The 25,898-nt window shown below is 62.2% G+C and carries 26 protein-coding genes; 24 read left to right on the top strand and 2 right to left on the bottom strand.

Annotated features, from left to right (window positions below):
• The first annotated feature begins 41 nt into the window (after window positions 1-41).
• The 3 genes from secD to M2396_RS15355 all read left to right on the top strand — a co-directional run bounded on the left by secD (window position 42) and on the right by M2396_RS15355 (window position 3,483).
• Window positions 42-1,904, top strand: a complete 1,863-nt coding sequence (gene secD / locus M2396_RS15365; protein WP_101316672.1) for a protein translocase subunit SecD — start codon at window positions 42-44, stop codon at window positions 1,902-1,904.
• 10 nt (window positions 1,905-1,914) lie between these two features.
• On the top strand, window positions 1,915-2,823 hold the full coding sequence (gene secF / locus M2396_RS15360; protein ID WP_101316674.1) for a protein translocase subunit SecF: 909 nt from the start codon (window positions 1,915-1,917) through the stop codon (window positions 2,821-2,823).
• A gap of 120 nt (window positions 2,824-2,943) precedes the next feature.
• Window positions 2,944-3,483 carry a glycine zipper 2TM domain-containing protein gene (locus M2396_RS15355; protein ID WP_101322948.1) on the top strand — a complete coding sequence of 180 codons (540 nt, stop codon included), beginning with the start codon at window positions 2,944-2,946 and terminating at the stop codon, window positions 3,481-3,483.
• A gap of 200 nt (window positions 3,484-3,683) precedes the next feature.
• Here M2396_RS15355 and suhB read toward each other — a convergent pair whose 3' ends face one another.
• Window positions 3,684-4,502, bottom strand: coding sequence for an inositol-phosphate phosphatase (suhB, locus tag M2396_RS15350; protein ID WP_101316676.1), 819 nt, complete (start codon window positions 4,500-4,502; stop codon window positions 3,684-3,686).
• Window positions 4,503-4,652: 150 nt separating this feature from the next.
• Between suhB and trmJ the strand changes: the two genes are divergently transcribed.
• The 21 genes from trmJ to M2396_RS15245 all read left to right on the top strand — a co-directional run bounded on the left by trmJ (window position 4,653) and on the right by M2396_RS15245 (window position 23,289).
• The gene (trmJ, locus tag M2396_RS15345; protein WP_101316678.1) at window positions 4,653-5,408 is read left to right on the top strand and encodes a tRNA (cytosine(32)/uridine(32)-2'-O)-methyltransferase TrmJ; all 756 of its coding nucleotides are present in this window, start codon (window positions 4,653-4,655) and stop codon (window positions 5,406-5,408) included.
• A 3-nt stretch (window positions 5,409-5,411) separates the two neighbouring features.
• Window positions 5,412-6,215: a serine O-acetyltransferase gene (gene cysE, locus M2396_RS15340; protein WP_150570781.1), complete on the top strand. Its 804-nt coding sequence runs from the start codon at window positions 5,412-5,414 to the stop codon at window positions 6,213-6,215.
• A gap of 170 nt (window positions 6,216-6,385) precedes the next feature.
• A complete protein-coding gene (iscR, locus tag M2396_RS15335) occupies window positions 6,386-6,877 on the top strand; it encodes a Fe-S cluster assembly transcriptional regulator IscR (protein WP_101316682.1) in 492 nt (163 codons plus the stop codon).
• 42 nt (window positions 6,878-6,919) lie between these two features.
• Window positions 6,920-8,134 carry an IscS subfamily cysteine desulfurase gene (locus tag M2396_RS15330; protein ID WP_150570782.1) on the top strand — a complete coding sequence of 405 codons (1,215 nt, stop codon included), beginning with the start codon at window positions 6,920-6,922 and terminating at the stop codon, window positions 8,132-8,134.
• A 46-nt stretch (window positions 8,135-8,180) separates the two neighbouring features.
• Window positions 8,181-8,567: a Fe-S cluster assembly scaffold IscU gene (gene iscU / locus M2396_RS15325; protein WP_027619655.1), complete on the top strand. Its 387-nt coding sequence runs from the start codon at window positions 8,181-8,183 to the stop codon at window positions 8,565-8,567.
• 29 nt (window positions 8,568-8,596) lie between these two features.
• Entirely contained in the window at window positions 8,597-8,920 is a 324-nt protein-coding gene (gene iscA, locus M2396_RS15320) for an iron-sulfur cluster assembly protein IscA (protein ID WP_101316686.1), read from the top strand.
• An 8-nt stretch (window positions 8,921-8,928) separates the two neighbouring features.
• A complete protein-coding gene (gene hscB, locus M2396_RS15315; RefSeq protein ID WP_150572098.1) occupies window positions 8,929-9,441 on the top strand; it encodes a co-chaperone HscB in 513 nt (170 codons plus the stop codon).
• Between the two features lie 41 nt (window positions 9,442-9,482).
• Entirely contained in the window at window positions 9,483-11,345 is a 1,863-nt protein-coding gene (gene hscA, locus M2396_RS15310) for a Fe-S protein assembly chaperone HscA (protein WP_259075807.1), read from the top strand.
• A 3-nt stretch (window positions 11,346-11,348) separates the two neighbouring features.
• Complete coding sequence (gene fdx / locus M2396_RS15305; protein WP_101316692.1) at window positions 11,349-11,690, top strand: ISC system 2Fe-2S type ferredoxin; 342 nt, start codon at window positions 11,349-11,351, stop codon at window positions 11,688-11,690.
• A 15-nt stretch (window positions 11,691-11,705) separates the two neighbouring features.
• Window positions 11,706-11,906: a Fe-S cluster assembly protein IscX gene (gene iscX / locus M2396_RS15300; RefSeq protein ID WP_101316694.1), complete on the top strand. Its 201-nt coding sequence runs from the start codon at window positions 11,706-11,708 to the stop codon at window positions 11,904-11,906.
• 88 nt (window positions 11,907-11,994) lie between these two features.
• Window positions 11,995-12,420, top strand: coding sequence for a nucleoside-diphosphate kinase (ndk, locus tag M2396_RS15295; protein ID WP_101316696.1), 426 nt, complete (start codon window positions 11,995-11,997; stop codon window positions 12,418-12,420).
• Between the two features lie 28 nt (window positions 12,421-12,448).
• Window positions 12,449-13,594, top strand: coding sequence for a 23S rRNA (adenine(2503)-C(2))-methyltransferase RlmN (gene rlmN / locus M2396_RS15290; RefSeq protein ID WP_101316699.1), 1,146 nt, complete (start codon window positions 12,449-12,451; stop codon window positions 13,592-13,594).
• Between the two features lie 14 nt (window positions 13,595-13,608).
• The gene (pilW, locus tag M2396_RS15285) at window positions 13,609-14,367 is read left to right on the top strand and encodes a type IV pilus biogenesis/stability protein PilW (protein ID WP_188035433.1); all 759 of its coding nucleotides are present in this window, start codon (window positions 13,609-13,611) and stop codon (window positions 14,365-14,367) included.
• A complete protein-coding gene (locus tag M2396_RS15280; protein ID WP_188035434.1) occupies window positions 14,367-15,392 on the top strand; it encodes a RodZ domain-containing protein in 1,026 nt (341 codons plus the stop codon). The genes pilW and M2396_RS15280 overlap by 1 nt, the downstream gene beginning before the upstream one ends.
• Before the next feature lie 3 nt (window positions 15,393-15,395).
• On the top strand, window positions 15,396-16,505 hold the full coding sequence (ispG, locus tag M2396_RS15275; RefSeq protein WP_101316705.1) for a flavodoxin-dependent (E)-4-hydroxy-3-methylbut-2-enyl-diphosphate synthase: 1,110 nt from the start codon (window positions 15,396-15,398) through the stop codon (window positions 16,503-16,505).
• A 24-nt stretch (window positions 16,506-16,529) separates the two neighbouring features.
• A complete protein-coding gene (gene hisS / locus M2396_RS15270; protein ID WP_150570787.1) occupies window positions 16,530-17,819 on the top strand; it encodes a histidine--tRNA ligase in 1,290 nt (429 codons plus the stop codon).
• A gap of 40 nt (window positions 17,820-17,859) precedes the next feature.
• Window positions 17,860-18,501: a tetratricopeptide repeat protein gene (locus M2396_RS15265; protein WP_150572093.1), complete on the top strand. Its 642-nt coding sequence runs from the start codon at window positions 17,860-17,862 to the stop codon at window positions 18,499-18,501.
• A 1-nt stretch (window position 18,502) separates the two neighbouring features.
• A complete protein-coding gene (bamB, locus tag M2396_RS15260) occupies window positions 18,503-19,645 on the top strand; it encodes an outer membrane protein assembly factor BamB (RefSeq protein WP_207072425.1) in 1,143 nt (380 codons plus the stop codon).
• 115 nt (window positions 19,646-19,760) lie between these two features.
• Complete coding sequence (der, locus tag M2396_RS15255; protein WP_103436120.1) at window positions 19,761-21,224, top strand: ribosome biogenesis GTPase Der; 1,464 nt, start codon at window positions 19,761-19,763, stop codon at window positions 21,222-21,224.
• A 137-nt stretch (window positions 21,225-21,361) separates the two neighbouring features.
• Window positions 21,362-22,510 carry a pyridoxal phosphate-dependent aminotransferase gene (locus M2396_RS15250; RefSeq protein ID WP_259075797.1) on the top strand — a complete coding sequence of 383 codons (1,149 nt, stop codon included), beginning with the start codon at window positions 21,362-21,364 and terminating at the stop codon, window positions 22,508-22,510.
• A complete protein-coding gene (locus M2396_RS15245) occupies window positions 22,498-23,289 on the top strand; it encodes an amidohydrolase (RefSeq protein WP_188035435.1) in 792 nt (263 codons plus the stop codon). Before M2396_RS15250 ends, M2396_RS15245 begins: the two co-directional genes overlap by 13 nt.
• A 42-nt stretch (window positions 23,290-23,331) precedes the next feature.
• On the opposite strand, the gene M2396_RS15240 is transcribed toward M2396_RS15245, so the two are convergent.
• Entirely contained in the window at window positions 23,332-25,887 is a 2,556-nt protein-coding gene (locus tag M2396_RS15240; protein WP_259075794.1) for a sulfite reductase flavoprotein subunit alpha, read from the bottom strand.
• Window positions 25,888-25,898: the final 11 nt, after the last annotated feature.

Below are 25,898 nucleotides of genomic sequence, written 5' to 3'. Positions count from 1 at the left end.
CGGGGCGCGCAAAGCGCCCCGCGTCTTGAACGGGCGGCGTGATGCTGAACAAATATCCTCTGTGGAAATACGCACTGATCGTGCTGGTGCTGGCGATCGGTTTCATTTATTCCGCTCCCAACCTCTATCCGGATGATCCGGCTGTACAGATCAGTGGTGCCAGCTCGGCGCTGCAGGTCAACCAGGCCGACCTCGATCGCGTCAACAAGGCGCTGACCGAAGCGGGTATCACCGTGAAGGGCACTAGCCTGGGCGAGAAGGGCAGTGGCTTGGTACGCCTGACCGACCAGGAAGACCAACTGCCAGCCAAGGATGTGGTGCGCAAGGCCTTGGGCGATGACTACGTCGTGGCCCTGAACCTGGCCCAGACCACCCCGCAGTGGCTGCGTAACCTGGGTGCAAGCCCGATGAAGCTCGGTCTGGACCTGTCCGGTGGTGTGCACTTCCTGCTCGAAGTGGACATGGACAAGGCCATGAGCGCGCGCATGAAGGTCTACGAAGGCGAAGTGAAGACCCTGTTGCGCAAAGAGCGCATCCGCTACCGCAGCCTGCCTCAGCAGGATGGCGGCATCGTGCTGGGCTTCTCTGACGACGCCACCCGCGAACAGGCCCGTGCCCTGATTCGCAAGAGCTTCACCGATTTCGACCTGACCACCACCGAGCGCAACGAGCTCGCTGTGCTGCGTCTGGCGCTGACCCCGGCCAAGGTTGCCGAGATCCGCGAATACTCGATCAAGCAAAACCTGACCACCGTGCGTAACCGGGTCAACGAACTGGGTGTGGCCGAGCCGCTGGTGCAGCGTCAGGGTGCCAACCGTATCGTGGTCGAGCTGCCAGGCGTGCAGGACACTGCCGAAGCCAAGCGCATCCTCGGCAAGACCGCCAACCTCGAGTTCCGCTTCGGTGCCGAACCAGGTGCCTCCAAGGCCACTACCGAGGTCTTCGAATTCCGTGATGGCGGCCGTTCGGCGCCGGTCGAGCGTGGTTTGATCATTACCGGTGACCAGGTCACCGACGCCCAAGCCAGCTTCGACGAGCAAGGCCGGCCACAGGTCAACATCCGCCTCGATGGCCATGGCGGCGAGTTGATGAGCCGCGCGACGCGCAGCAACGTCGGCCGCAGCATGGCAGTAATCTTCATCGAGCAGAAGCCGATCACTCGCTACGTCAAGCAGACCGTCGATGGCGTCGAGAAGGAAGTTGCCGTACAGAGCTTCCAGGAAGAGAAAAAGATCATCAGCCTGGCGACCATCCAATCGCCACTGGGCAGCCAGTTCCGCATCACCGGCCTCAATGGCCAGGGTGAATCGTCCGAACTGGCCCTGCTGCTGCGTGCCGGCGGTCTGGCTGCGCCGATGTACTTCGCTGAAGAGCGCACCATTGGTCCAAGCCTGGGTGCCGACAACATCACCAAAGGTGTCGATGCATCGCTGTGGGGCATGCTGTTCGTGTCCATCTTCATCATCGCCATCTACCGTGGTTTTGGCGTGATCGCGACCGTTGCCCTGACCGGCAACATGATCCTGCTGCTGGCCTTGATGTCCCTGCTGGGTGCCACCCTGACCCTGCCGGGCATCGCCGGTATCGTGCTGACCATGGGTATGGCGGTCGACGCCAACGTGCTGATCTTCTCGCGGATTCGCGAGGAGCTGAAAAACGGCATGTCGGTGCAGCGCGCCATCCACGAAGGCTTCAGCCGTGCCTACACCGCGATCATCGACGCCAACCTGACCAGCCTGCTGGTCGGCGGTATCCTCTTCGCGATGGGCACCGGGCCGGTCAAAGGCTTTGCGGTAACCATGTCCCTCGGGATTTTCACCTCGATGTTCACCGCCGTCATGGTGACCCGCGCAATGGTCAACCTGACCTGCGGCGGGCGTGACATCAAGAAGCTGTGGGTTTGAGGGAATAACCATGAAAACCATCAACTTCATGGGCGTGCGCAACGTTGCGTTCGCCGTCACTGTCCTGCTGACCATCCTGGCGTTGTTCAGCTGGTGGCAGAAGGGTTTGAACTTCGGTCTGGACTTCACCGGCGGTACGCTCATCGAGCTGACCTACGAGCGTCCGGCAGACCTCAAGCTGGTCCGCGCCGAGCTCGCTCAGTCGGGCTTCGAGGACGCCATCGTGCAGAGCTTCGGTGCGACTACCGATCTGCTGGTGCGCATGCCGGGCGACGACCCGCAACTGGGCAGCAAGGTTGCTGCAGCGCTGCAGAAAGTCGGCGGCGACAACCCGGCGACCCTCAAGCGAGTCGAGTTCGTCGGCCCGCAGGTAGGTGAAGAACTGCGTGACCAGGGCGGCCTGGGCATGCTGCTGGCGCTGGGCGGGGTACTCATCTACCTAGCCTTCCGCTTCCAGTGGAAATTCGCCGTCGGCGCGATCATCTCGCTGATCCACGACGTGGTCGTGACCGTGGGTATCCTCTCGTTCTTCCAGATCACTTTCGATTTGACGGTGCTGGCGGCAGTGCTGGCGATCATCGGTTACTCGCTGAACGACACCATCGTGGTATTCGACCGCGTGCGGGAAAACTTCCGCGTCATGCGCAAGGCCTCGCTGATCGAGAACATCAACGTCTCGACCACGCAGACCCTGCTGCGCACCATCGCCACTTCGGTTTCGACTTTGCTGGCCATCGCTGCGCTGTTGATCTTCGGGGGTGACAACCTGTTCGGCTTCTCCCTGGCTCTGTTCATCGGGGTCATGGCCGGTACCTACTCGTCGATCTACATCGCCAACGTGGTACTGATCTGGCTGAACCTGAACAGCGAAGACCTGATTCCACCGGTCAAGGCCGAGGGTGTGGACGAGCGTCCATAACCGCAAGCCGCCGCCGTTTGGCGCCAAGAGAGCCGCGAGTGTTGAACTCGCGGCTTTTTTTTTGCTCCAAGGCTGGGACAAGCGCGGGTTATGGCCCGCTGGTACGATCAGGAGGTTCACGTGAATAAATCAATGCTGGTGGGTGCGGTGCTCGGTGCCGTCGGTGTAACTGCCGCAGGCGCAATGGCGACCTACAGCTTGGTGAACAAAGGCCCAGAGGTCGCCGAGGTGACCGACGTGCAGCCGATCAAGCAGCAGGTCAAGACTCCACGTGAAGTGTGCAAGGACGTGACCGTGACGCGCCAGGCGCCGGTCAAGGATCAACATCAGATCGCCGGTACCGTGGTCGGTGCGTTGGCGGGTGGCTTGCTCGGCAACCAGATCGGTGGCGGCACCGGCAAGAAGATTGCCACCGTGGCCGGTGCGGTCGGCGGCGGCTACGCCGGTAACAAGGTGCAGGAAGGCATGCAAGAGCGTGACACCTACACCACCACCCAGACCCGCTGTAACACCGTGCATGACCTGAGCGAGAAAGTGGTTGGCTACAACGTCACCTATTCGATTGGCGACAAGGTCGGCAAAGTGAAGATGGACCACGAGCCAGGTTCGACTATCCCGCTGGACGAGAATGGCAAGCTGGTGCTGAGCAAGTCGCAGTAATCTGTAGGAGCGGCCTGCCGGGGCGCCGGACCGGTCGGGAAGGGTCGCGCAGCGGCCCCAAGATCTGTGCAGCACCAAAGAATGCCGGGCCAGCTACGCTGGCCTTTCGCGACACAAGGCCGCTCCTACAGGGGTCGAGTCTCAACGTACTCGTATAAAAAAAGCACCCCGTGGGGTGCTTTTTTGTGGCTGACCGGCGCTTAGCGCTTCAGCGATTGTGGTACGTGCGGCTGGATGGCAGTCAGCACGGCTTTGAAGCACTTGATGTTGCCAGCAACGATGTGGCCTTTCTCGAGGAATTCGTGGCCACCGTTGAAGTCGCTGACCAGGCCGCCAGCTTCCTGCACCAGCAGTACGCCTGCAGCCATGTCCCACTCGGACAGGCCCGACTCCCAGAACGCATCGAAACGACCGGCCGCTACATAGGCCAGGTCAAGGCTGGCAGAACCGGCGCGGCGGATGCCGGCAGTCTGGCCAGTCAGGGCGCGGATCATGCCCAGATAGTTGTCGAGGTCGGCCATCTGGTTGTCGCGGAACGGGAAGCCGGTACCCAGCAGGGCGCCTTCAAGGCTGGTGCGCGAGCTGACGCGCAGGCGGCGACCGTTGATCTGGGCGCCACGGCCACGGCTGGCGGTGAACTCTTCCTGGCGAACCGGATCCAGTACCACTGCGTGCTCCAGGCGACCGCGGTATTTGCAGGCGATGCTCACTGCAAAGTGCGGAATGCCACGCAGGAAGTTGGTGGTGCCATCGAGCGGGTCGATGATCCACAGGTAGTCTTTGCCTTCTTCACCTGAGCCAGCGTGGAAGCCGGTCTCTTCACCCTGGATCGAGTGGTTCGGGTAGGCCTTGCGCAGAGCATCGACGATTTTCTGCTCGGCAGCGCGGTCAACCTCGGACACGTAGTCCTTGGCGTCCTTTTCGTCCACCTTGATGGTGTCCAGGCGTTCGATGGAGCGGAAAATCAGTTCACTGGCGCTGCGAGCAGCGCGCAGGGCGATAGTCAGCATAGGCTGCATGGGCGGTTCACCTGGAGATGTTAAAGAAGAAAGCCGGCCATTTTAGCAGAGTTTTTTGACAACGGCAGCGCCGCATTTGCTTTCATGGCGTAACGTCCGTCGGTTCTGTAAGATCGACCGCCCTGATATCTGCCTTTGAGAGCACCCACCGTGCTGCAAAATATTCGTGTTGTTCTGGTCAATACCAGCCACCCCGGCAACATCGGCGGCGCTGCGCGTGCCATGAAAAACATGGGCTTGTCGCGCCTGGTGCTGGTCCAGCCACAGGAGTTTCCGGCAGCTGACGCCAGCGCCCGCGCTTCTGGCGCAGACGACGTGCTCAGTGGCGCGCTGGTGGTCGACTCGCTGGAAGAGGCGCTGGTTGGTTGCAGCCTTGCGATCGGCACCAGTGCCCGCGACCGCAGCCTGCCGTGGCCGATGCTGGATCCGCGCGAGTGCGGCGCCAAGTCGGTCGAGCGTGCCACCATGGGTGACGAAATCGCCCTGGTGTTCGGTCGCGAGCATGCCGGGCTGACCAACGACGAATTGCAGCGATGTCACTTCCATGTGCACATTCCCTCGAACCCTGACTTCAGCTCGCTCAATCTGGCCGCCGCCGTGCAGGTGCTTGGCTATGAGGTGCGCATGGCCTGGCTGGCCGCGCAGGGTGCGCCGTCGATCAGTGACAAGGCCGACGCCGTCGAACTGGCGACCCTGGACGAGATGGAGCGTTTCTACGACCACCTGGAAAAAACCCTGGTGGACATCGCCTTCCTCGATCCGGACAAACCCAAGCACCTGATGGCGCGCCTGCGTCGCCTGTACGGTCGCAGTTCGGTAGAGCGTACGGAAATGAGCATTTTACGCGGCATCCTCACCGAGACTCAGAAGGTCGCTCGGGGTGAGTCGCATAAGCGGAAGGATTGAGCAATGTTCGAACGTCTGCGTGAAGATATCCAAAGCGTATTCCATCGTGACCCGGCGGCGCGTAACGCTTTTGAAGTGCTGACCTGCTATCCCGGCATGCACGCGATCTGGCTGCACCGCCTTGGCCACGCCCTGTGGACGCGTGACCTGAAGTGGCTGGCGCGGCTGGTGTCGAACTTCGGCCGCTGGATGACTGGCATCGAAATCCACCCGGGCGCGACCATCGGCCGACGCTTCTTCATTGATCACGGCATGGGGATCGTCATTGGTGAGACCGCCGAGATCGGTGACGACGTCACCCTCTACCAGGGCGTGACCCTCGGTGGTACCAGCTGGAACGCCGGCAAGCGCCACCCGACGCTGGGCAATGGCGTGGTAGTCGGTGCCGGCGCCAAGGTGCTCGGCCCATTCACTGTCGGCGCCGGAGCCAAGATCGGCTCCAATGCTGTGGTCACCAAGGAGGTTCCGCCAGGCGCCACCGCAGTGGGTATCCCCGGTCGCATTATCGTCAAGGCGCAGGAAGACTCCGAAGTCGAAGCCAAGCGCAAGGCCATGGCCGAGAAGATCGGTTTCGATGCCTATGGCGTCAGTGGCGACATGCCTGACCCGGTTGCCCGCGCCATTGGCCAGATGCTCGACCACCTGCAAGCGGTCGACGAGCGTCTGCAGGGCATGTGCGGCGCGTTGACCAAGCTGGGTAGCGACTATCACGGCAAGGCGCTGCCGGCGCTGCCCGAAGAAGATTTCGTTGACGTCGCACCGGTCGAGGCAAGGCAGCAGGCGCAGAGCGACACCCAACCACATTGACAGCGACGATGGCGCTAGCCGTGGGCGTGTGCTCGCGGCCAGTGTCTGCTACACTCGCGCCCGCCCTTCGAGTGCAAACCCGACTAAAGCAGTAGGTCTAATAGTTGACTTAAATGCTCGGGAATCGCATACTTGCTCACATTCTGTAACTCCCGTGGTACCCATACGCCATGCGACTGACTACCAAAGGCCGATACGCAGTGACCGCCATGCTTGACTTGGCGTTGCACGCGCAGCATGGGCCGGTGTCACTGGCCGATATTTCCGAGCGCCAGGGCATCTCCCTCTCTTATCTGGAGCAGCTGTTCGCCAAGCTGCGCCGCAGCAGCCTGGTTTCCAGCGTGCGCGGCCCAGGCGGCGGCTATCAGCTGTCGCGCGGCATGGAAACCATCCAGGTTGCCCAGGTCGTCGACGCGGTCAACGAATCGGTCGACGCTACCCGTTGCCAGGGCCTGGGTGACTGCCATGCCGGTGATACCTGCCTGACCCACCACCTGTGGTGTGACCTCAGTCAGCAGATCCATGAATTCCTCAGTGGCATCAGCCTGGCCGACCTCGTCAAGCGCCGTGAGGTGCAAGAAGTCGCTCATCGCCAGGACCTGCGCCGTGTTGCAGGTCGATCCGCCCAGCTGGACAAGATTGAGACGTCCGCCGTCGACTGACATTGGTCACGAGCGACGCCACCGCCTGATAGGAGATATTCAATGAAGTTGCCGATCTACCTCGATTACTCCGCGACCACGCCGGTCGACCCACGCGTTGCCCAGAAGATGGCCGAATGCCTGCTGGTCGACGGCAACTTTGGTAACCCGGCGTCGCGCTCCCACGTGTTTGGCTGGCGCGCTGAAGAAGCGGTCGAAAACGGCCGTCGCCAGGTGGCCGAGCTGATCAACGCCGACCCGCGTGAAATTGTCTGGACCAGCGGTGCCACCGAGTCCGACAACCTCGCGATCAAAGGCGTTGCGCACTTCTATCAGACCAAGGGCAAGCACATCATCACCTCCAAGATCGAGCACAAAGCTGTGCTCGATACCGCTCGCCAGCTCGAGCGCGAAGGTTTTGAAGTGACCTATCTCGAGCCAGGCGAAGACGGCATCGTTACCCCGGGCATGGTTGAAGCGGTGCTGCGCGACGACACCATTCTGGTCTCGCTGATGCACGTCAACAACGAAGTTGGCTCGATCAACGACATCGCTGCAATCGGTGAACTGACCCGTGCTCGCGGCGTGCTGTTCCACGTTGACGCTGCACAATCTGCCGGCAAGGTCGAGATCGACGTGCAGAAGCTCAAGGTCGACCTGATGTCGTTCTCCGCGCACAAGGCCTACGGCCCTAAAGGTATCGGCGCGCTGTACGTCAGCCGCAAACCGCGCGTGCGTCTGGAAGCAATCATTCACGGCGGTGGTCACGAGCGCGGCATGCGTTCCGGCACCCTCCCTACGCACCAGATCGTCGGCATGGGTGAGGCATTTGCCATCGCCAAGCAGGAGATGGCCAGCGAGAACGCCCGCATCAAGGCGCTGAGCGATCGCTTCTTCAAGCAGGTTTCCAACCTCGAAGAGCTGTACGTCAACGGCAGCCAAACTGCACGCGTGCCGCATAACCTGAACCTGAGCTTCAACTACGTTGAAGGCGAGTCGCTGCTGATGGCCCTCAAGGACATCGCGGTATCGTCCGGTTCGGCCTGCACCTCCGCTTCGCTCGAGCCGTCGTACGTACTGCGCGCCCTGGGCCGCAACGACGAGCTGGCACACAGTTCGATCCGCTTCTCCTTCGGCCGCTTCACCAGCGAAGAAGAAGTCGACTACGCCGCGCAGGAAGTCTGCAAGGCTGTCACCAAGCTGCGCGAACTCTCGCCGCTGTGGGACATGTACAAAGACGGCGTCGATATCTCCAAGATCGAGTGGGCCGCCCACTAAGCAGTCGCCGGCAAGAGCGGCTACCTGATGAGGAAGGAATTGCACCATGGCATACAGTGAAAAGGTCATCGACCACTACGAAAACCCGCGCAACGTCGGCAAGATGGACGCTGAAGACCCGGACGTCGGTACCGGCATGGTCGGCGCGCCGGCCTGCGGTGACGTGATGCGTCTGCAGATCAAGGTCAACGAGCAGGGCGTTATCGAAGACGCCAAGTTCAAGACCTACGGCTGCGGTTCGGCTATCGCTTCCAGCTCCCTCGCCACCGAGTGGATGAAGGGCAAGACCCTGGACGAAGCCGAGACTATCAAGAACACCCAGCTGGCTGAAGAGCTGGCGCTGCCACCGGTCAAGATCCACTGCTCGGTACTCGCCGAGGACGCCATCAAGGCGGCCGTACGCGATTACAAGCAGAAAAAAGGCTTGATCTGAGTCGTTTGACTGGACGCTAAGGAGTTCCGATGGCTATCAGCATGACAGAAGCCGCCGCCAACCACGTGCGGCGCTCCCTCGACGGGCGTGGCAAGGGTGAAGGCATTCGCCTGGCCGTACGCACCACCGGTTGCTCGGGCCTGGCCTACGTGCTGGAGTTCGTCGACGAAGTGGCAGGCGAAGACGAGGTCTTCGAGAACCACGGTGTGAAGGTCATCATTGACCCGAAAAGCCTGGTTTACCTCGACGGCACCGAACTCGATTTCGTCAAGGAAGGGTTGAACGAAGGTTTCAAGTTCAACAACCCCAACGTGCGCGGTGAATGTGGCTGCGGCGAAAGCTTCAATGTTTGAGGCTTGATGTGGGTACTCCTTGTCATTTTGCCCTGTTCAATCTGCAGCCGGGCTTTCGCCTGGACCTCGATCAACTGGCCGTTCGTTACCGCGAACTGGCCCGTGAGGTCCATCCGGACCGCTTCGCCGATGCTTCCGAGCGCGAGCAGCGTGTCGCCCTGGAAAACTCGGCAGCGTTGAACGACGCCTATCAGACCTTGCGCAGCGCCCCCCGTCGGGCGCGCTATCTGCTGGCCATCAGTGGCCACGAAGTGCCGCAGGAAGTCACCGTACATGATCCGGCCTTCCTGTTGCAGCAGATGGAGCTGCGTGAAGAACTTGAAGAGCTTACCGACCTCGACGGTGTCGCGGTATTCAAGAAGCGCCTCAAGCTCGCGCAAGATACGCTGTTCGAGGAATTCGCCGCCTGCTGGGATGATCCTGCGCAGCGTGAACAGGCCGAGCGCCTGATGCGCCGCATGCAGTTTCTCGACAAGCTCGCCCAGGAAGTGCGCCAGCTCGAAGAGCGCCTCGACGATTAACCCGGTGTTGCCGTGACAACGCCTAAGGTAGCTAGATAAGCATGGCCCTACTGCAGATCGCCGAACCCGGTCAAAGCCCCCAGCCGCACCAGCGCCGCCTGGCGGTAGGGATTGACCTGGGTACTACCAATTCTCTGGTTGCTGCCGTGCGCAGCGGCCGCAGCGAACCGCTGCCCGATGCCGAGGGGCAGGTCATCCTGCCTTCGGCTGTGCGCTACCTGGAGGCGGCTGTCGAAGTCGGCCAGGCCGCGCGCGAAGCAGCCCCAAGCGACCCGTTCAACAGCATCCTTTCGGTCAAGCGTCTGATGGGGCGCGGCCTGGCCGACGTCAAGCAGCTCGGCGAGCAACTGCCGTACCGCTTTGTCGGTGGCGAGTCGCACATGCCGTTCATCGAGACCATTCAAGGGCCGAAAAGCCCGGTCGAAGTGTCTGCCGACATCCTCAAGGTGCTGCGTCAGCGCGCCGAGGAAACCCTCGGCGGCGATCTGGTAGGTGCCGTCATCACGGTCCCGGCCTACTTCGACGATGCTCAGCGCCAGGCGACCAAAGACGCCGCCAAGCTTGCCGGGCTGAACGTGTTGCGCCTGCTCAACGAGCCGACTGCTGCGGCCGTGGCCTATGGCCTGGACCAGAACGCTGAAGGCCTGGTGGCGATCTTCGACCTGGGCGGCGGTACCTTCGATATCTCCATCCTGCGCCTGACTGCCGGCGTCTTCGAGGTGCTGGCCACCGGTGGCGATACCGCCCTGGGTGGTGACGACTTCGATCACGCGATTGCCAGCTGGATCATTGAGCAGGCTGGTTTGTCGGCTGATCTGGATCCAGCGACTCAGCGTCAACTGCTGCAGACCGCTTGCGCGGCCAAGGAAGCCCTGACCGATGCCGCCAGCGTGCGCGTTGTTCACGGTGACTGGCAGGGCGAACTGAGTCGGGCAGACTTCGAAGCGATGATCGAGCCGATGATCGCCCGTAGCCTCAAGGCCTGCCGCCGCGCCGTGCGTGACAGTGGGGTCGAGCTCGAAGAAGTGGTTGCAGTGGTCATGGTCGGTGGTTCGACTCGCGTACCGCGTGTGCGTGAAGCCGTCGGTGGCCTCTTCGGCCGTGTTCCGCTGACCTCGATCGACCCTGATCAGGTAGTCGCCATTGGCGCCGCGATCCAGGCCGATACCCTCGCCGGCAACCGCCGCGAAGGTGGCGAGTTGCTGTTGCTCGACGTGATCCCGCTGTCGCTCGGTCTGGAGACCATGGGCGGCCTGATGGAAAAGGTGATCCCGCGCAACACCACGATCCCGGTGGCCCGCGCTCAGGAATTCACCACCTACAAAGATGGCCAGACGGCCATGATGATCCACGTCCTGCAGGGCGAGCGCGAACTGATCAGCGACTGCCGCTCGCTGGCGCGCTTCGAACTGCGTGGGATTCCGCCGATGGTTGCCGGCTCGGCGAAGATCCGCGTGACCTTTCAGGTCGACGCCGATGGCCTGCTCAGCGTCGCTGCACGCGAACTGGGCTCGGGCGTGGAAGCAAGCATTCAGGTCAAGCCGTCGTACGGCCTGACCGACGGTGAAATCGCCCGCATGCTCAAGGATTCGTTCGAGCACGCCGGCACCGATAAGCAGGCCCGCCAGTTGCGCGAGCATCAGGTCGACGGCGAACGTCTGCTCGAAGCGGTGCAGGGTGCGCTGGATGCCGACGGCGAGCGCCTGCTGAGCGCCGAAGAGCGCGAAGCCATTGGCTTCCAGATGCAACAACTACGTGATTTGCTGGCCGGCACCGATGGCCCTGCCATCGAGCAACAGACCAAGCGTCTGTCGCAGGTGACCGATGCATTTGCCGCCCGTCGCCTTGATTCGACGGTCAAAGCCGCACTGGCCGGGCGCAACCTGAATGAGATCGAGGAGTAATCGATGCCGCTGGTGACATTCCTGCCGCATGAGAAGTTTTGCCCCGAAGGGCTGACCGTGGAAGTCGCAACTGGGACCAACATCCTGGAGCTGGCCCACGACCATCACATCGAGATGGAGAGCGCCTGCGGCGGGGTCAAGGCCTGCACCACCTGCCACTGCATCGTGCGCAAGGGCTTTGACTCGCTCGACGAAGCCGACGAGCTCGAAGAAGACATGCTGGACAAGGCGTGGGGCCTGGAAGCGCAGTCCCGGCTGGGTTGCCAGGTGGTCGTCGGTGATACCGACCTGACCATCGAAATCCCCAAGTATTCGCTCAACCACGCCGCCGAAGCGCCGCACTGAAGCCTGGAGGCTGGCATGAGTCTGAAATGGGTTGATGTACTTGAGATCGCTATCCAGCTTGCAGAAAGCAAGCCGGAGGTCGATCCTCGTTATGTGAATTTCCTCGATCTGCACCGCTGGGTAGTGGCTCTGCCAGAGTTCAGCGACGATCCGACACGCGGCGGAGAGAAGGTGCTTGAGGCGATCCAGGGGGCCTGGATCGAAGAAGCCGACTGAGCGTCACCTGCAGGTTAGGCATTCCCCTGGAACCCGCGTATAATTCGCGGGTTTAATTTTTCGTAATACTCAATTTTCTGGAGTTACCATGGCTGTTCAACGTACTTTCTCGATCATCAAGCCTGACGCAGTTGCCAAAAACGTCATCGGCAAGATCACTTCGCGCTTCGAAGAAGCTGGCCTGAAAATCGTCGCTTCGAAACTCAAGCAACTGTCCAAAGCCGAAGCCGAAGGCTTCTACGCTGAGCACAGCGAGCGCGGTTTCTTCGGTGACCTGGTTGCCTTCATGATCTCCGGCCCAGTTGTTGTTCAGGTTCTGGAAGGCGAAAACGCCATCGCTCTGAACCGTGAGCTGATGGGCGCTACCAACCCTAAAGAAGCTGCTGCCGGCACCATCCGTGCTGACTTCGCTGAATCGATCGACGCCAACGCCGTTCACGGTTCGGACTCCGAAGCTGCTGCCGCTCGCGAAATCGCTTACTTCTTCGCAGCTACCGAGGTAACCGCTCGCTAAGCGAAAGCTTACGGGTGAGGGTGAATCCATGACGACATCTACTGGCAAAATCAACCTGTTGGGTCTGACCCAGCCGGAAATGGAACAATTCTTCGACTCCATTGGCGAGAAGCGCTTCCGTGCCGGTCAAGTAATGAAATGGATTCACCATTTTGGCGTCGATGATTTCGCCGCCATGACCAATGTCGGCAAGGTCTTGCGCGAAAAGCTCGAGGCTGTTGCCGAGATTCGGCCACCAGAAGTGGTCAGTGAAGACATTTCCGCCGACGGCACCCGCAAATGGGTGATCCGCGTTGCCTCCGGCAGCTGCGTCGAAACCGTCTATATCCCGACCGACGACCGTGGCACCTTGTGTGTATCGTCGCAGGCGGGCTGCGCCCTGGACTGCAGTTTCTGCTCCACCGGCAAGCAAGGCTTCAACAGCAACCTCACCGCCGCCGAAGTCATCGGTCAGGTGTGGCTTGCGAACAAATCCTTCGGCACTATCCCGGCCAAAGTCGACCGCGCGATTACCAACGTGGTGATGATGGGCATGGGCGAGCCGTTGCTCAATTTCGATAATGTCATTGCCGCCATGAAGATCATGATGGACGATCTTGGCTATGGCATTTCCAAGCGTCGCGTCACCTTGTCGACCTCAGGCGTAGTGCCGATGATCGACGAGCTGGCCAAGCACATCGACGTTTCCCTGGCACTGTCGCTGCACGCGCCGAACGACGAGCTGCGGAACAAGCTGGTGCCAATCAACAAGAAGTATCCGCTCAAGGTCCTCCTCGAGTCGTGCATGGGCTACATGGCCACCCTCGGTGGCAAGCGTGTACTGACCGTCGAATACACCCTGCTCAAGGACGTCAACGATCAGCCCGAGCATGCCACGCAGATGATCGAGCTGCTGCGCGATATCCCGTGCAAGATCAACCTGATCCCGTTCAATCCGTTCCCGCACTCCGGTTACGAGCGGCCGAGCAACAATGCAATCCGCCGCTTCCAGGACCTGCTCCACCACGGTGGTTACAATGTCACCACCCGTACCACCCGTGGTGAGGATATCGACGCCGCTTGTGGGCAGCTGGTTGGTCAGGTCATGGACCGTACCCGCCGCAGCGAGCGTTACATCGCTGTGCGTCAGCTCAATGACGACGTGCAGATCGCCGACAACGCTGCGCGTCACTGAGCGGGCCGGCAGCGATGATCCTGCGCGCAGCGCTGTCGCTGCTGACCCTGTTGCTGCTGGCCGGCTGCGTGTCGGGCGGCAGCAATGACCCGCTGGCCACCCAGCAGGGTCGGGCCGAGGCGGGCAGGGCGTATGTGCAGTTGGGGCTGGGCTATTTGCAACAAGGTCTGACCGAGCAGGCCAAGGCGCCGCTGGTCAAGGCACTTGCCCTGAACAGCCGTGATGCCGATGCGCATGCCGCGCTGGCGCTGGTGTTTCAGGTCGAGGGCGAGCCGACGCTGGCAACCGAGCATTTCCACAAGGCGCTGGCGCAAAATCCGGATGACACTCGGATTCGCAACAACTACGGCAGTTTCCTATATGCTCAGGAGCGTTTTGCCGAAGCCGAGTCAGTGTTTCGCCTGGCTGCTGCCGATACCCTGTATCCTGAGCGCTCGCGCGTCTTCGAAAACCTTGGCCTGACGGTTCTCAGGCAAGGTCGCCGCGACGATGCCCAGGCGCATCTGCACAAGGCTTTGCAGCTCAACCCGCGACAACCGCGAGCGTTGTTCGAAATGGCTGAGTTGTCCTACGAAAACAGGCATTATGTGCCAGCCCGGGATTACTACGATCGTTTCAGCCAACTGAGCGCCCCGGATGCTCGCAGCCTGCTGATGGGCAGCCGCCTGGCGCGGGTGTTCGAGCAACCGGCAACGGTGGCCGAGCTGGGCCAGCAACTACAACGACTTTATCCCGGTACGCCGGAATATCAGCAATACCTGTCGGAGCAATGATGAAAGCCGCGCATCCCGAAGTAGCAGCAGCGACTCACCAGCACCCTGGTGAGACCTTGCGCCAGGCCCGCGAAAACCGCGACTGGACGCAGGCCGAGGTAGCCCGCAAGCTCAACCTGACCCTGAGCTCGCTGAACAATCTCGAATCCGGCGCCTTCGACAAGCTGCCAGGGCACACCTTTGCCCGTGGTTACATCCGTGCCTATGCCAAGCTGATGGACATGGACCAGGCGCCTCTGGTCGCCGCCTTTGACCAGGTCACCGGTACCCACGCGCAAGGCAGCCAGGTGCACTCGCTGGGACGAATCGAAGAACCGGTGCGCCTGTCGCACAACGTCATGCGCGTTGTCAGCCTGGTGCTGCTGGTGGCAGTAGTAGGTGGCGGCTTCTTCCTCTGGAAGGACCAAAGCAGCCTGCGCAACAGCGACCTTGGCAAAATCGCCCTGGAGCACGTCGAAGTCGAGAGCGCCGACGGCACCACCCAGATTCACCCGCTGGATGAGCCGGAAGACCAGGCTGTCAGCGAAGCTCAGCAAGGCCAGAGTGCGCCGCTGCCATTGGAGCAGGCTGCCACTGGCGAGAGCAGTGGCTCGGCCAACGAAGAAGCCATTCCGGCAAGCCCGGCGGTCGCCGAGAGCACTGCCGCCGCTCCGGTGACCCCGGCCGCGACCAATAATGCCACCACCGCACCGACTGCACCTGCGCCAGCTGCGCCGGTCAGCGCACCAGCCGTTGCCGCCACAGCCCCCAGCGTACCTGTCGCAGCAGCGCCAGTCCCCGCCGGCAGTGGCCGTGTCGCGATCCAGTTCTCGGCGGATTGCTGGACCCAGGTCACTGATGCCAACGGCAAGCTGCTGGTCAACGCCACCAAGCGCAAGGGCGACAGCCTGGAAGTCACCGGCACACCACCGTTCGCGGTACGCCTGGGCTTCGCCCGCGGCGCTCAGATCAGCTACAACGGCCAGGCCGTTGATGTTGCACCGTTCACCAGTGGCGAAACCGCTCGCCTGAAGTTGGGGCAGTAACTCATGCACGGCGAATCTCCAATCAAGCGTCGCGAAACCCGCAAAATCTGGGTGGGCAATGTGCCGGTGGGCGGTGATGCGCCTATCGCGGTGCAGAGCATGACCAACACCGACACCAATGATGTCGCCGCCACGGTCGGGCAGATCCAGCGCCTGGTCGATGCCGGTGTCGACATCGTCCGCGTCTCGGTGCCAGACATGGACGCCGCCGAAGCCTTCGGCCGCATCAAGCAGCAAGTCAGCGTGCCGTTGGTGGCCGACATCCATTTTGACTACAAGATCGCCCTGCGCGTGGCTGAGCTGGGTGTTGATTGCCTGCGCATCAACCCAGGCAACATCGGCCGTGAAGACCGCGTGCGCGCGGTGGTCGATGCTGCGCGTGATCGTGGTATTCCGATCCGCATCGGGGTCAATGCCGGCTCGCTGGAAAAAGACCTGCAGAAGAAGTACGGCGAACCGACCCCAGCAGCGCTGGTCGAGTCGGCCCTGCGCCATGTCGAGCACCTCGATCGCCTGGATTTCCAGGACTTCAAGGTCAGCGTCAAGGCGTCCGACGTGTTCATGGCCGTTGAAGCCTACCGTCTGCTGTCCAAGCAGATCATCCAGCCCCTGCACCTGGGCATCACCGAAGCCGGTGGTTTGCGTTCGGGGACGGTGAAATCTGCGGTCGGCCTCGGTATGCTGCTGGCCGAAGGCATCGGCGACACGATCCGGATCTCTCTCGCCGCCGACCCGGTCGAAGAAGTCAAAGTCGGCTACGACATCCTCAAGTCGCTGCGCCTGCGCTCGCGTGGGATCAACTTCATCGCCTGCCCGAGCTGTTCGCGGCAGAACTTCGATGTGGTCAAGACCATGAACGAACTCGAAGGTCGCCTCGAAGACCTGCTGGTCCCGCTGGACGTCGCCGTGATCGGTTGTGTGGTCAACGGCCCGGGTGAAGCCAAGGAAGCCCATGTTGGCTTGACGGGCGGCACGCCGAACCTGATCTACATCGACGGCAAGCCTGCGCAGAAACTGAACAACGACAACCTGGTCGAGGAGCTGGAAAAGCTCATTCGCCAGAAAGCGGCCGAAAAGGTCGAAGCCGACGCGGCGCTGATCGCCCGCGGCTGATACACAGATTCGAAAGGACTTTTCGTGAGCAAATCGCTGCAAGCCATTCGTGGCATGAACGACATCCTGCCTGACCAGTCGCCACTGTGGCGTTACTTCGAAGGCACGGTCGCCAGTTTGCTGGACGGCTACGGTTACAGCCAGATCCGCACGCCGATCGTCGAATTCACCGAGCTGTTCAAACGCTCGATCGGTGAAGTCACCGACATCGTCGAAAAAGAGATGTACACCTTCGAGGACCGCAACGGCGATTCGCTGACGCTGCGTCCCGAGGGTACCGCTGCCTGCGTGCGCGCCGTGCTCGAGCATGGCATCACCGGCAACGGCCAAGTGCAGAAACTCTGGTACACCGGGCAGATGTTCCGCCACGAGCGCCCACAAAAAGGCCGCTATCGCCAGTTCCACCAGATCGGCGTCGAGGTGTTCAACTTGGATGGCCCGGACATCGATGCCGAGCTGATCATGCTGACCTGGCGCCTGTGGGGCCAGTTGGGCATTCAGGACGCGGTCAAGCTCGAGCTGAACAGCCTGGGCACCAGCGAAGCCCGTGCACGCTATCGCGACGCGCTGGTCGAGTTTCTCTCGGCGCGCCTCGAGCAGCTTGATGAAGACAGCCAGCGTCGGCTCAAAAGCAACCCGCTGCGCATTCTCGACAGCAAGGATCAGGGCACCCAGGCCGTGCTGGTCGGCGCGCCGAAGCTGGAAGATTATCTGGACGAAGAATCCCGTTTGCACTTCGAGGGCCTCAAGGCTCGCCTGAACGCTGCCGGCATTCCCTTCGTGATCAACACCAAGCTGGTGCGTGGCCTCGACTACTACAGCAAGACCGTGTTCGAGTGGGTCACCGACAAGCTCGGCGCCCAAGGCACCGTGTGTGCCGGTGGTCGTTACGACGGCCTGGTCGAGCAGATGGGCGGCAAGCCGACTACTGGTGTTGGCTTTGCCATGGGCATCGAGCGGTTGATTTTGCTGCTGGAAACCCTGGGCAAGGTCCCGGAGTCGATCAGTCGCCAGATCGACGTTTACCTGTGCGCCTTTGGCGAGCAAGCCGAGTTGGCCGGTCTGGGCCTGTCCGAGCGGTTGCGTGACCAGGTACCGGGCCTGCGCCTGGCGGTCAACGCCGGTGCCGGCAGTTTCAAGAGCCAGTTCAAGAAGGCCGACAAGAGCGGGGCGTTGTTTGCCCTGATCATGGGGGACGACGAACTGGCGCAACAAGTGGTAGGTTTCAAACCCCTGCGTGGCCAGGGCGAACAACAGAACATAGCCTGGGATGCTCTGGCCGAGCACCTGCAAGCTGCCCTCGCGAACGCGTGAAGCAGTCAAACAGCCGAATTTGCTGAATAGGAGTATTGGGGTGTCGAGTACCGATGATGATGGCCTGAGCGCGGCCAAGGACTGGTGGGATCGCAACGGCAAGCCGCTGCTGACCGGCGCCCTGTTGGCTGCTGCTTTGGTAGCTGGCTGGCAGACCTGGCACAAGTACCAGAGCAATCAGTCACAAGGCGCTTCGGTGCTGTACCAGAACCTGCTGGAAACGGCCCTGACGCCGACCGGCGAGCCTGATGCAAGCAAGGTTGCCGAATTGGCTGGCAAGCTCAAGAGCGAGTTTGGCGGCACCGCCTATGCCCAGTACGGCAGCCTGTTCGTGGCCAAGGTCGCGGTCGACAGCGGCAAGCTGGACGACGCAGCCAGCGAACTCAACAGCGTGCTGGCAAAACCTGCCGATGCCACCCTGGGCGAGATCGCACGCCAGCGTCTGGCCCGTGTGCTGGCTGCTCAGGACAAGGCTGACGAAGCACTGAAGCTGCTCGAAGGCGACGCTGACAAGGCGTTCCAGGCCAGCCGCGAAGAGCTCAAGGGCGATCTGCTGGTACAGTTGGGCCGCGCTGGCGATGCCCATAGCGCATACGAAAAAGCCAAGGCCGCGTTGTCTGATGAAGCAGCGGTCGGTGGCCTGCAACTGAAGCTGGATGACCTGGCCAAAGGGGACGCTTGACGTGATCGGTTGGAAACAAGCAGCAGTGCTGAGCCTGGCCGTACTGGTCGTGGGTTGCAGCAGCAACAGCAAGAAGGAACTGCCTCCGGCCGAGCTTACCAAGTTCACCGAAGAAGTCGTGCTGAAAAAGCAGTGGAGCCGCTCGATCGGTGACGGTCAGGGTGAGACCTACAATACCCTGGTGCCGGCCATCGAAAACGACCGCATCTACGCTTCCGACGTCAACGGCGAAGTCTTCGCGCTCGATCGCAACACCGGCGACATCGTCTGGAAACAGGACCTCGACCTGCCGGTCTCCGGCGCAGTCGGCGTCGGCTATGGCCTGGTCATGCTCGGCACCCTCAAAGGTGAAGTGATCGCCCTGGACAGCAGCACCGGTGAGGAGCGCTGGCGCTCCCGCGTGACCAGCGAAGTGCTGGCGCCGCCGGCCAACAACGGTGACGTGGTGGTGGTGCAGACTCAGGACGATCGTCTGATTGGTCTGGACGCCGCGACCGGCGACCGTCGCTGGATCTACGAAAGCACTCCAGCGGTACTGACTCTGCGTGGCACTGGCGCACCGATCGTGACCAATCGCATGGCCGTTGCCGGCCTGTCGACCGGCAAGGTTGTTGCTGTCGACATCCAGAACGGCGTGCCGGTCTGGGAAAGCCGCGTCGCGATCCCGCAAGGTCGCTCCGAACTCGAACGCGTCGTCGATATCGACGGCGGTTTGCTGCTGTCTGGTGGTACCCTGTACGTCGGTACCTATCAGGGCCGGGTTGCCGGTCTGGATCTGGAAAGCGGCCGCGTGCTGTGGCAGCGTGATGCGTCCAGCTACGTCGGTGTCGCCCAGGGCTTTGGCAACGTCTACGTCAGCGAAGCTTCCGGCACCGTTGAAGGCGTCGATGAGCGTTCGTCGAGCGCACTGTGGAGCAACGATTCCATGGCGCGCCGTCAGCTGAGCGCCCCTGAAGTGTTCTCCAGCTACGTCGCAGTCGGTGACTTCGAAGGCTACCTGCACCTGCTGAGCCAGGTCGATGGTCGCTTCGTTGGCCGTGAGCGTATTGACAGTGATGGCCTGCGCGCCCGCCCCTTGGTGGTCGGCGACACCATTTATGTCTTCGGCAACAGCGGCAAGCTCGAGGCATTGACCATCCGCTGAGGCTAAGCTTGAAGCCGTGAGGCTTCGAGCAGTGGCGCATGATGCGCCGCGCGAACTCCGGCCGCTGCTCTGCAGCGGCCTTTGCATTTTCAAGAATTCAAGAGTGGAGAGCCGTATGGTTCCCGTAATCGCCCTGGTGGGGCGGCCGAACGTCGGCAAGTCCACCATGTTCAACCGCTTGACCAAAACCCGCGACGCCATTGTCGGCGACCTCTCGGGCCTGACCCGTGACCGCCAGTACGGCGATGCCATGTGGCAGGGCCGTTCGTACATCCTGATCGACACCGGCGGTATCACCGGTGACGAAGTGGGCATGGACGAGAAGATGGCCGAGCAGTCGCTGATGGCCATCGAAGAGGCCGACTACGTGCTGTTCCTGGTGGATGCCCGCGCCGGCATGACCGCTGCCGACCAGATGATCGCTGACCACCTGCGCAAGCGGAACAAGTCTGCGGTGCTGGTCGCCAACAAGATCGACCACATCGATCCTGACCTGGCACGTGCCGAGTTCTCGCCGCTGGGCATGGGCAACGCGATTCCGGTCGCCGGCTCCCAGGGCCGCGGTATCAACGCCCTGATGGAAGAGCTGCTCGGGCACATCCCGCGCGATCAGGAAGAAGACGCACTCGACCAGGAAGTTGCCGAAGGCGAAGAGGCCGTTCGGATTCCAGGCCCGAGCGAAAAAGACGGCATCAAGATCGCCATCATCGGCCGTCCCAACGTGGGCAAGTCGACCCTGGTCAACCGCATGCTCGGTGAAGAGCGCGTGGTGGTCTATGACGAGCCAGGCACCACTCGCGACAGTATCTACATCCCGTTCGAGCGTGATGGTGACAAGTACACCTTCATCGACACCGCCGGGGTGCGCAAGCGCGGCAAGATCCACGAGGAAGTCGAAAAGTTCTCGGTGGTGAAAACCCTGCAGGCGATCAAAGACGCCAACGTGGTGATCTTTGTCATGGACGCCCGCGAAGGTGTGGTCGACCACGACCTCAACCTGCTCGGCTTTGCCCTTGAGGCCGGCCGCGCCATCGTCATTGCCCTGAACAAGTGGGATGGCATGCAGCCGGGCGAGCGCGACTACGTCAAGACCGAGCTTGAGCGCCGGTTGTTCTTCGTCGACTTCGCCGACATCCACTTCATCTCGGCGCTGCACGGCACCGGCGTGGGCAACCTGTACAAGTCGGTGCAGGCCGCGTTCAAGTCGGCGGTCACCCGCTGGCCGACCAGCCGCCTGACGCAGATTCTGGAAGACGCTATCGGCGACCACCAGCCGCCGTTGGTCAATGGCCGCCGGATCAAGCTGCGTTACGCTCACCTGGGTGGCGCCAACCCGCCGATTATCGTGATCCACGGGAACCAGACCGAGAAGATTCCACGCTCGTACTCGCGTTACCTGGAGAACACTTACCGTCGCGTGCTCAAGCTGGTCGGTACGCCGATCCGCATCGAGTACAAAGGCGGCGAGAACCCGTACGAGGGTAACAAGAACACCCTCACCGACCGCCAGGTCAACAAGAAGCGCCGCTTGATGTCGCACCACAAGAAGGCCGAGAAGAAGCGCAAAGACAAGCGCTGATTCTGGCCTAACCCTGCACCGGGGCTGCTGCGCGGCCCCTGTTGCATCAGTGTATTGTTTCAACCTTTTTCCTGATTGCTCGATCCGCTATGCTCGGACTCCAGTCCGTGCCGGATACCCCCAGGAAAGAGGGCTTCATGATCCGCAGCAAACTGCCGAACGTCGGCACGACCATCTTTACCACCATGTCGCAGCTGGCCGTGCAAACCGGCGCGCTCAACCTGTCCCAAGGCTTCCCCGACTTCAACGGCCCGCAGGCGCTGTTGGATGCCGTAGGCCGGCACGTGGCCGCCGGGCACAATCAATACGCGCCCATGACCGGCCTGCCGGCCCTGCGCCAGCAAGTAGCTGCGAAGGTGGCTCGGCTGTATGGGGTTAGCGTGGATGTCGAGCAGGAAATCACCATCACGCCAGGCGCCACCGAGGCGATCTTCTGCGCGATCCAGGCAGTGATCAATCCGGGCGACGAGGTAATCGTTTTCGACCCGTGCTACGACAGCTACGAGCCTTCGGTAGAGTTGGCCGGCGGGCGCTGCGTGCATGTGCCGCTGAGCAACGACGATTTTGCCATCGACTGGCAACGCTTCAGCGATGCCCTCACGGCGCGCACGCGCATGGTCGTGCTCAATTCGCCGCACAACCCCAGCGGAGCTTTGATCAGCCGTGCCGATCTCGACCAGCTGGCGGGATTGATTGCCGACCGCGATATCTACCTGGTCAGCGATGAAGTGTACGAGCACCTGATCTACGACGGCGTGGCGCATGCCAGCGTGCTGGCTCATGAACAGCTCTATCAGCGCGCCTTCGTCATCAGCTCGTTCGGCAAGACCTACCACGTCACTGGTTGGAAGACCGGCTACGTGATCGCGCCCCCGCAATTGAGCGCCGAGCTGCGCAAGGTACACCAGTACGTCAACTTCTGCGCAGTGACGCCGCTGCAGTGCGCGCTGGCAGACTTCATGGCCGAACACCCTGAGCACATCGAGCAGTTGCCGGGCTTCTATCAGGCCAAGCGCGATCTGTTCTGCGATCTGTTGCATAGCTCACGCTTCAGCTTCAAGCGTACCCCAGGCACCTACTTCCAGTTGGTCGACTACAGCGCCATCCGCCCTGATCTGAACGATGTCGACATGGCCCTGTGGCTGACCCGCGAGCATGGCGTGGCGAGTATTCCGGTGTCGGTGTTCTACCAGACGCCAGTCCCGCAGCAACGCTTGATCCGCCTGTGCTTTGCCAAACGAGAGGAGACGCTGCAGCAGGCAGCGGAGAAACTATGCGCGATCTGACCGCACTGCCCAACCTGAAAATTGCCATGGTGCAGACCACGCTGGCCTGGCATGACCGCGAGGCCAACTACGCCCATTTCGAAGAGTTGCTCAAGCAAGTCGGCAGCCCTGACCTGGTGATTTTGCCAGAGATGTTCACCACCGGCTTTTCGATGGAGTCCGAGCGCCTCGCCGAGCCCGAGAACGGCCCGACCGCCAAGTGGCTCAAGGCCCAGGCGAAGAAGCTCAACGCAGTAATCACCGGCAGCGTGATCGTCCAGGCCGCTGACGGCAGCCACCGTAACCGGCTGCTGTGGGCGCGCCCGGACGGTGAAATCCTGCACTACGACAAGCGCCACCTGTTCCGTATGGCCGGCGAGCACAAGCACTACACCCCGGGCGAGCGCCAGGTGCAGTTCGAGCTGAAGGGTTGGCGGGTCCGCCCATTGATCTGCTACGACCTGCGCTTCCCGGTATGGAGCCGCGATGCCCATGACACTGACCTACTGCTGTACACCGCCAACTGGCCGGCAGCGCGGCGGCTGCACTGGAACCGGCTGTTGCCGGCGCGGGCGATCGAGAACCTGTGCTTCGTGGCGGCGGTCAACCGGGTCGGCACCGACGGCAAAGGCTTTGCCTACTCAGGCGACAGCCAGGTGCTGGATTTCCAGGGCGAGAGCCTGCTCAGTGCCGGCGAAGCGGACGGCGTATTCACCGTCGAGCTGCGCGCGGCGGAACTGGCGGCGTACCGCAGCCGTTTCCCGGCCAACCTGGATGCCGATACCTTCGACCTGCATTGAGCGTTGCCGGCCGGGGCATAGCACTCCGGCCGTTCAACCGACTCAGTACACGTCGCGTCGGTAGCGACCGTCTTCTACCAGCTGTTGCAGCATGGCCTCGCCGAGGATGCCCCTGAGCGCCGCGTCGACTGCCGCGGCCATGCCCTGCAGGCTGCCGCAAACATAGATGCAGGCGCCGTCGGCGACCCAGCGGCGCACCTCGTCGGCCTGCGCCAGCAGCAAGTCCTGGACATAGACCTTTTCAGCCTGATCACGCGAGAACGCCAGGTCCAGCTTGCGCAGCTCACCGCGCGCCAGCCAGCCTTGCAGTTCATCGGCGCAGAGCAGATCGCTGGCGCGATTGCGCTCACCGAACAGCAGCCAGTTGCGCGGTTCACCTTCACTGATACGTGCCTTGAGCAAGCTGCGCAGTCCGGCCAGCCCGGTGCCGTTGCCGATCAGCAGCATCGGTGCTGGGGCCAGTGGCAGGTGGAAACTGCTGTTGCGGCGCAGGCGCAGGCTCAGCGAGCCTTGCAGGGGCAGCACCTCAGTCAGCCAGCCTGAGCCTAGGCCAAGGCTGCCGTCAGTGTGCCGATGCTGGCGCACAATCAGCTGCAGCACGCCATCGCTGGCAATCGATGCGATCGAGTATTCACGCGTGCCGAGCGGCACCAGCGCATCGATAACCGCCTGCGCGTGCAGGCCGACCAGATGCTCGCGGCTGACCGGCAATTGCCGACTGCCCAGTGCCTGACCCAGAGTTTCGCGCGAACCTTCAAGTTGCACTGGGGTATCCAGATTCAAGCCCAGGCCTTGAATAAACGCTTGAACCTGGGCGGCGGCATTGCGCGGCAATACCTCAACCAGGTCGCCTGCATCCCAGCGCACCGTCTGCTCGGATTGCAGGTCGAGCAGGTACACCGGCTGGCCCTGGCTACCAGGATTGAGCAGCCTGCGCGCGGTCAGGGTCCAGCTGTTGAAGGCGGGCGCTTGCCAGGCGCTGACGACGCTGGCGCCGGTCAACTGCGCCAGTTGCTGCTGCCAGTGCTGGAGCGCGGCCGGGTCGGCGTTGTCGACTTCGACCGGGCTGAATGCAGTGCTGGCGCCGCGCTCGGCAAGCCATGCCTGCAAGCGCCGGGCAAAGCCACAGAAGTATTGATACTGGCGATCGCCCAAGGCGAGCAGGGCATAATCCAGATGCTCCAGCGGCCACGCCTGGCCGAGTATCTTGCGCTCGAAACCACGGGCGCTGTCGGGTGCCTCGCCATCGCCAAAGGTGCTGACTACAAACAGCGCCCGGCGTGCCTGGCGCAGGTCATCCTCACCCAGCTCGGCCAAGGCGCGTACTTGCACCGACAGGCCTGCCGCCTGGAGCTGGCCGGCGCTCTGCCAGGCCAATTGCTCGGCGAGGCCGCTCTGGCTGGCAAAACCAATCAACCAGCTGTCACCTGCCGACGTGGTGCTGTCGACACTGCCACGGGCCACGCGGATCTGGCGTTGCTTGCGCCGGCGGTCGAGGTACAGCAGCCAGCCGGTGATGAAGAACAGCGGCATGCACAGGCTGGCGATGGTAAAGATGATCCGCCCGGGCAAGCCGAAATAGCTACCCACGTGCAGGGCATAGATGCTTTGCAGCAGTTGAGCACTGAGCGACTTGTCGGCATAACGCTCGATGCGCGTGAACGTGCCGGTAGCCGGGTCGAGGGTGACGGTGTCAAAGGCGCGTTCGTGATCGGCATCGTCCAGCAGATAGAACAGCGTCGCCGGCTGCCCGCCAACCGGCGGCAGGCGCAGGTTGTAGCCAGTCAGGCCGGGCCCTGCCGCAGCCTGCAGGTTGCTCCAGATGGCGTCGTAGTCGACCCGCAGCGGCGGGGCCTTTTGGTTGACCGACTGCGGGCCACGGCGGCCACCGCCTTCGCCACGCTTGTGCTGCTGGCCCGCAGCCGGGGCGTCGCCGAGCAGCTTGTTCAGCCCGCGGCTGTACCATTCGTACGACCATGACAGACCGGTCAACGCAAACAGCAGATAGAACAGCAGGCACCAGGTGCCGAACACGGCGTGCAGGTCCCAATTGAACGCACGGCCCTTCTTCGCCCAGTCCAGGGTCAGCCAGGTGCGCCAGTTCAGCGCTTTGCGGGGCCAGCGTAGATACAGGCCTGACAGGCAGAAGAAGATCAGCATCAAGGTGCAGGCACCGGTGATCTGCCGGCCGCTTTCGCCCATGGCGAGAAACCGGTGCAGGCTGAGCATCAGGTCGAAGAAGCCTTGGCCGGAGACCTCGCCTTTGATCCCGCCGGTGTAGGGGTCGGCATAGCGCATCTCACCGCGGCGCTGGCCGGGTGGCGCGGTGAAGAAGATTCGTGCGGCATTGCCCTCGCGGGTGTCGACCCGCAGCATCGCGACCTTGTCGCCGTGCGCCGCCTCGACCCGCCGCACCAGCTCTGCCGGTGGCAGCACGCCTTCGGCGCGCACCTGCACCTTGAGCACATCGGCATCGAACAGGCGCAGCAGTTCTTCCTGAAACGACCAGATCGCCCCGGTGGTACCCATCAATGCCAAGACCAGCCCGGCCGTGATGCCAAACAACCAGTGCAATTGAAACAGCGACTTCTTCAGCACGTCGATCACCT

The sequence above is a fragment of the Pseudomonas sp. BIGb0278 genome (assembly GCF_024809895.1).
Lineage (GTDB): Bacteria > Pseudomonadota > Gammaproteobacteria > Pseudomonadales > Pseudomonadaceae > Aquipseudomonas > Aquipseudomonas shirazensis.
Note: the sequence above shows the minus strand (reverse complement) of the source record. Positions and strands in the feature narration are given on the sequence as shown.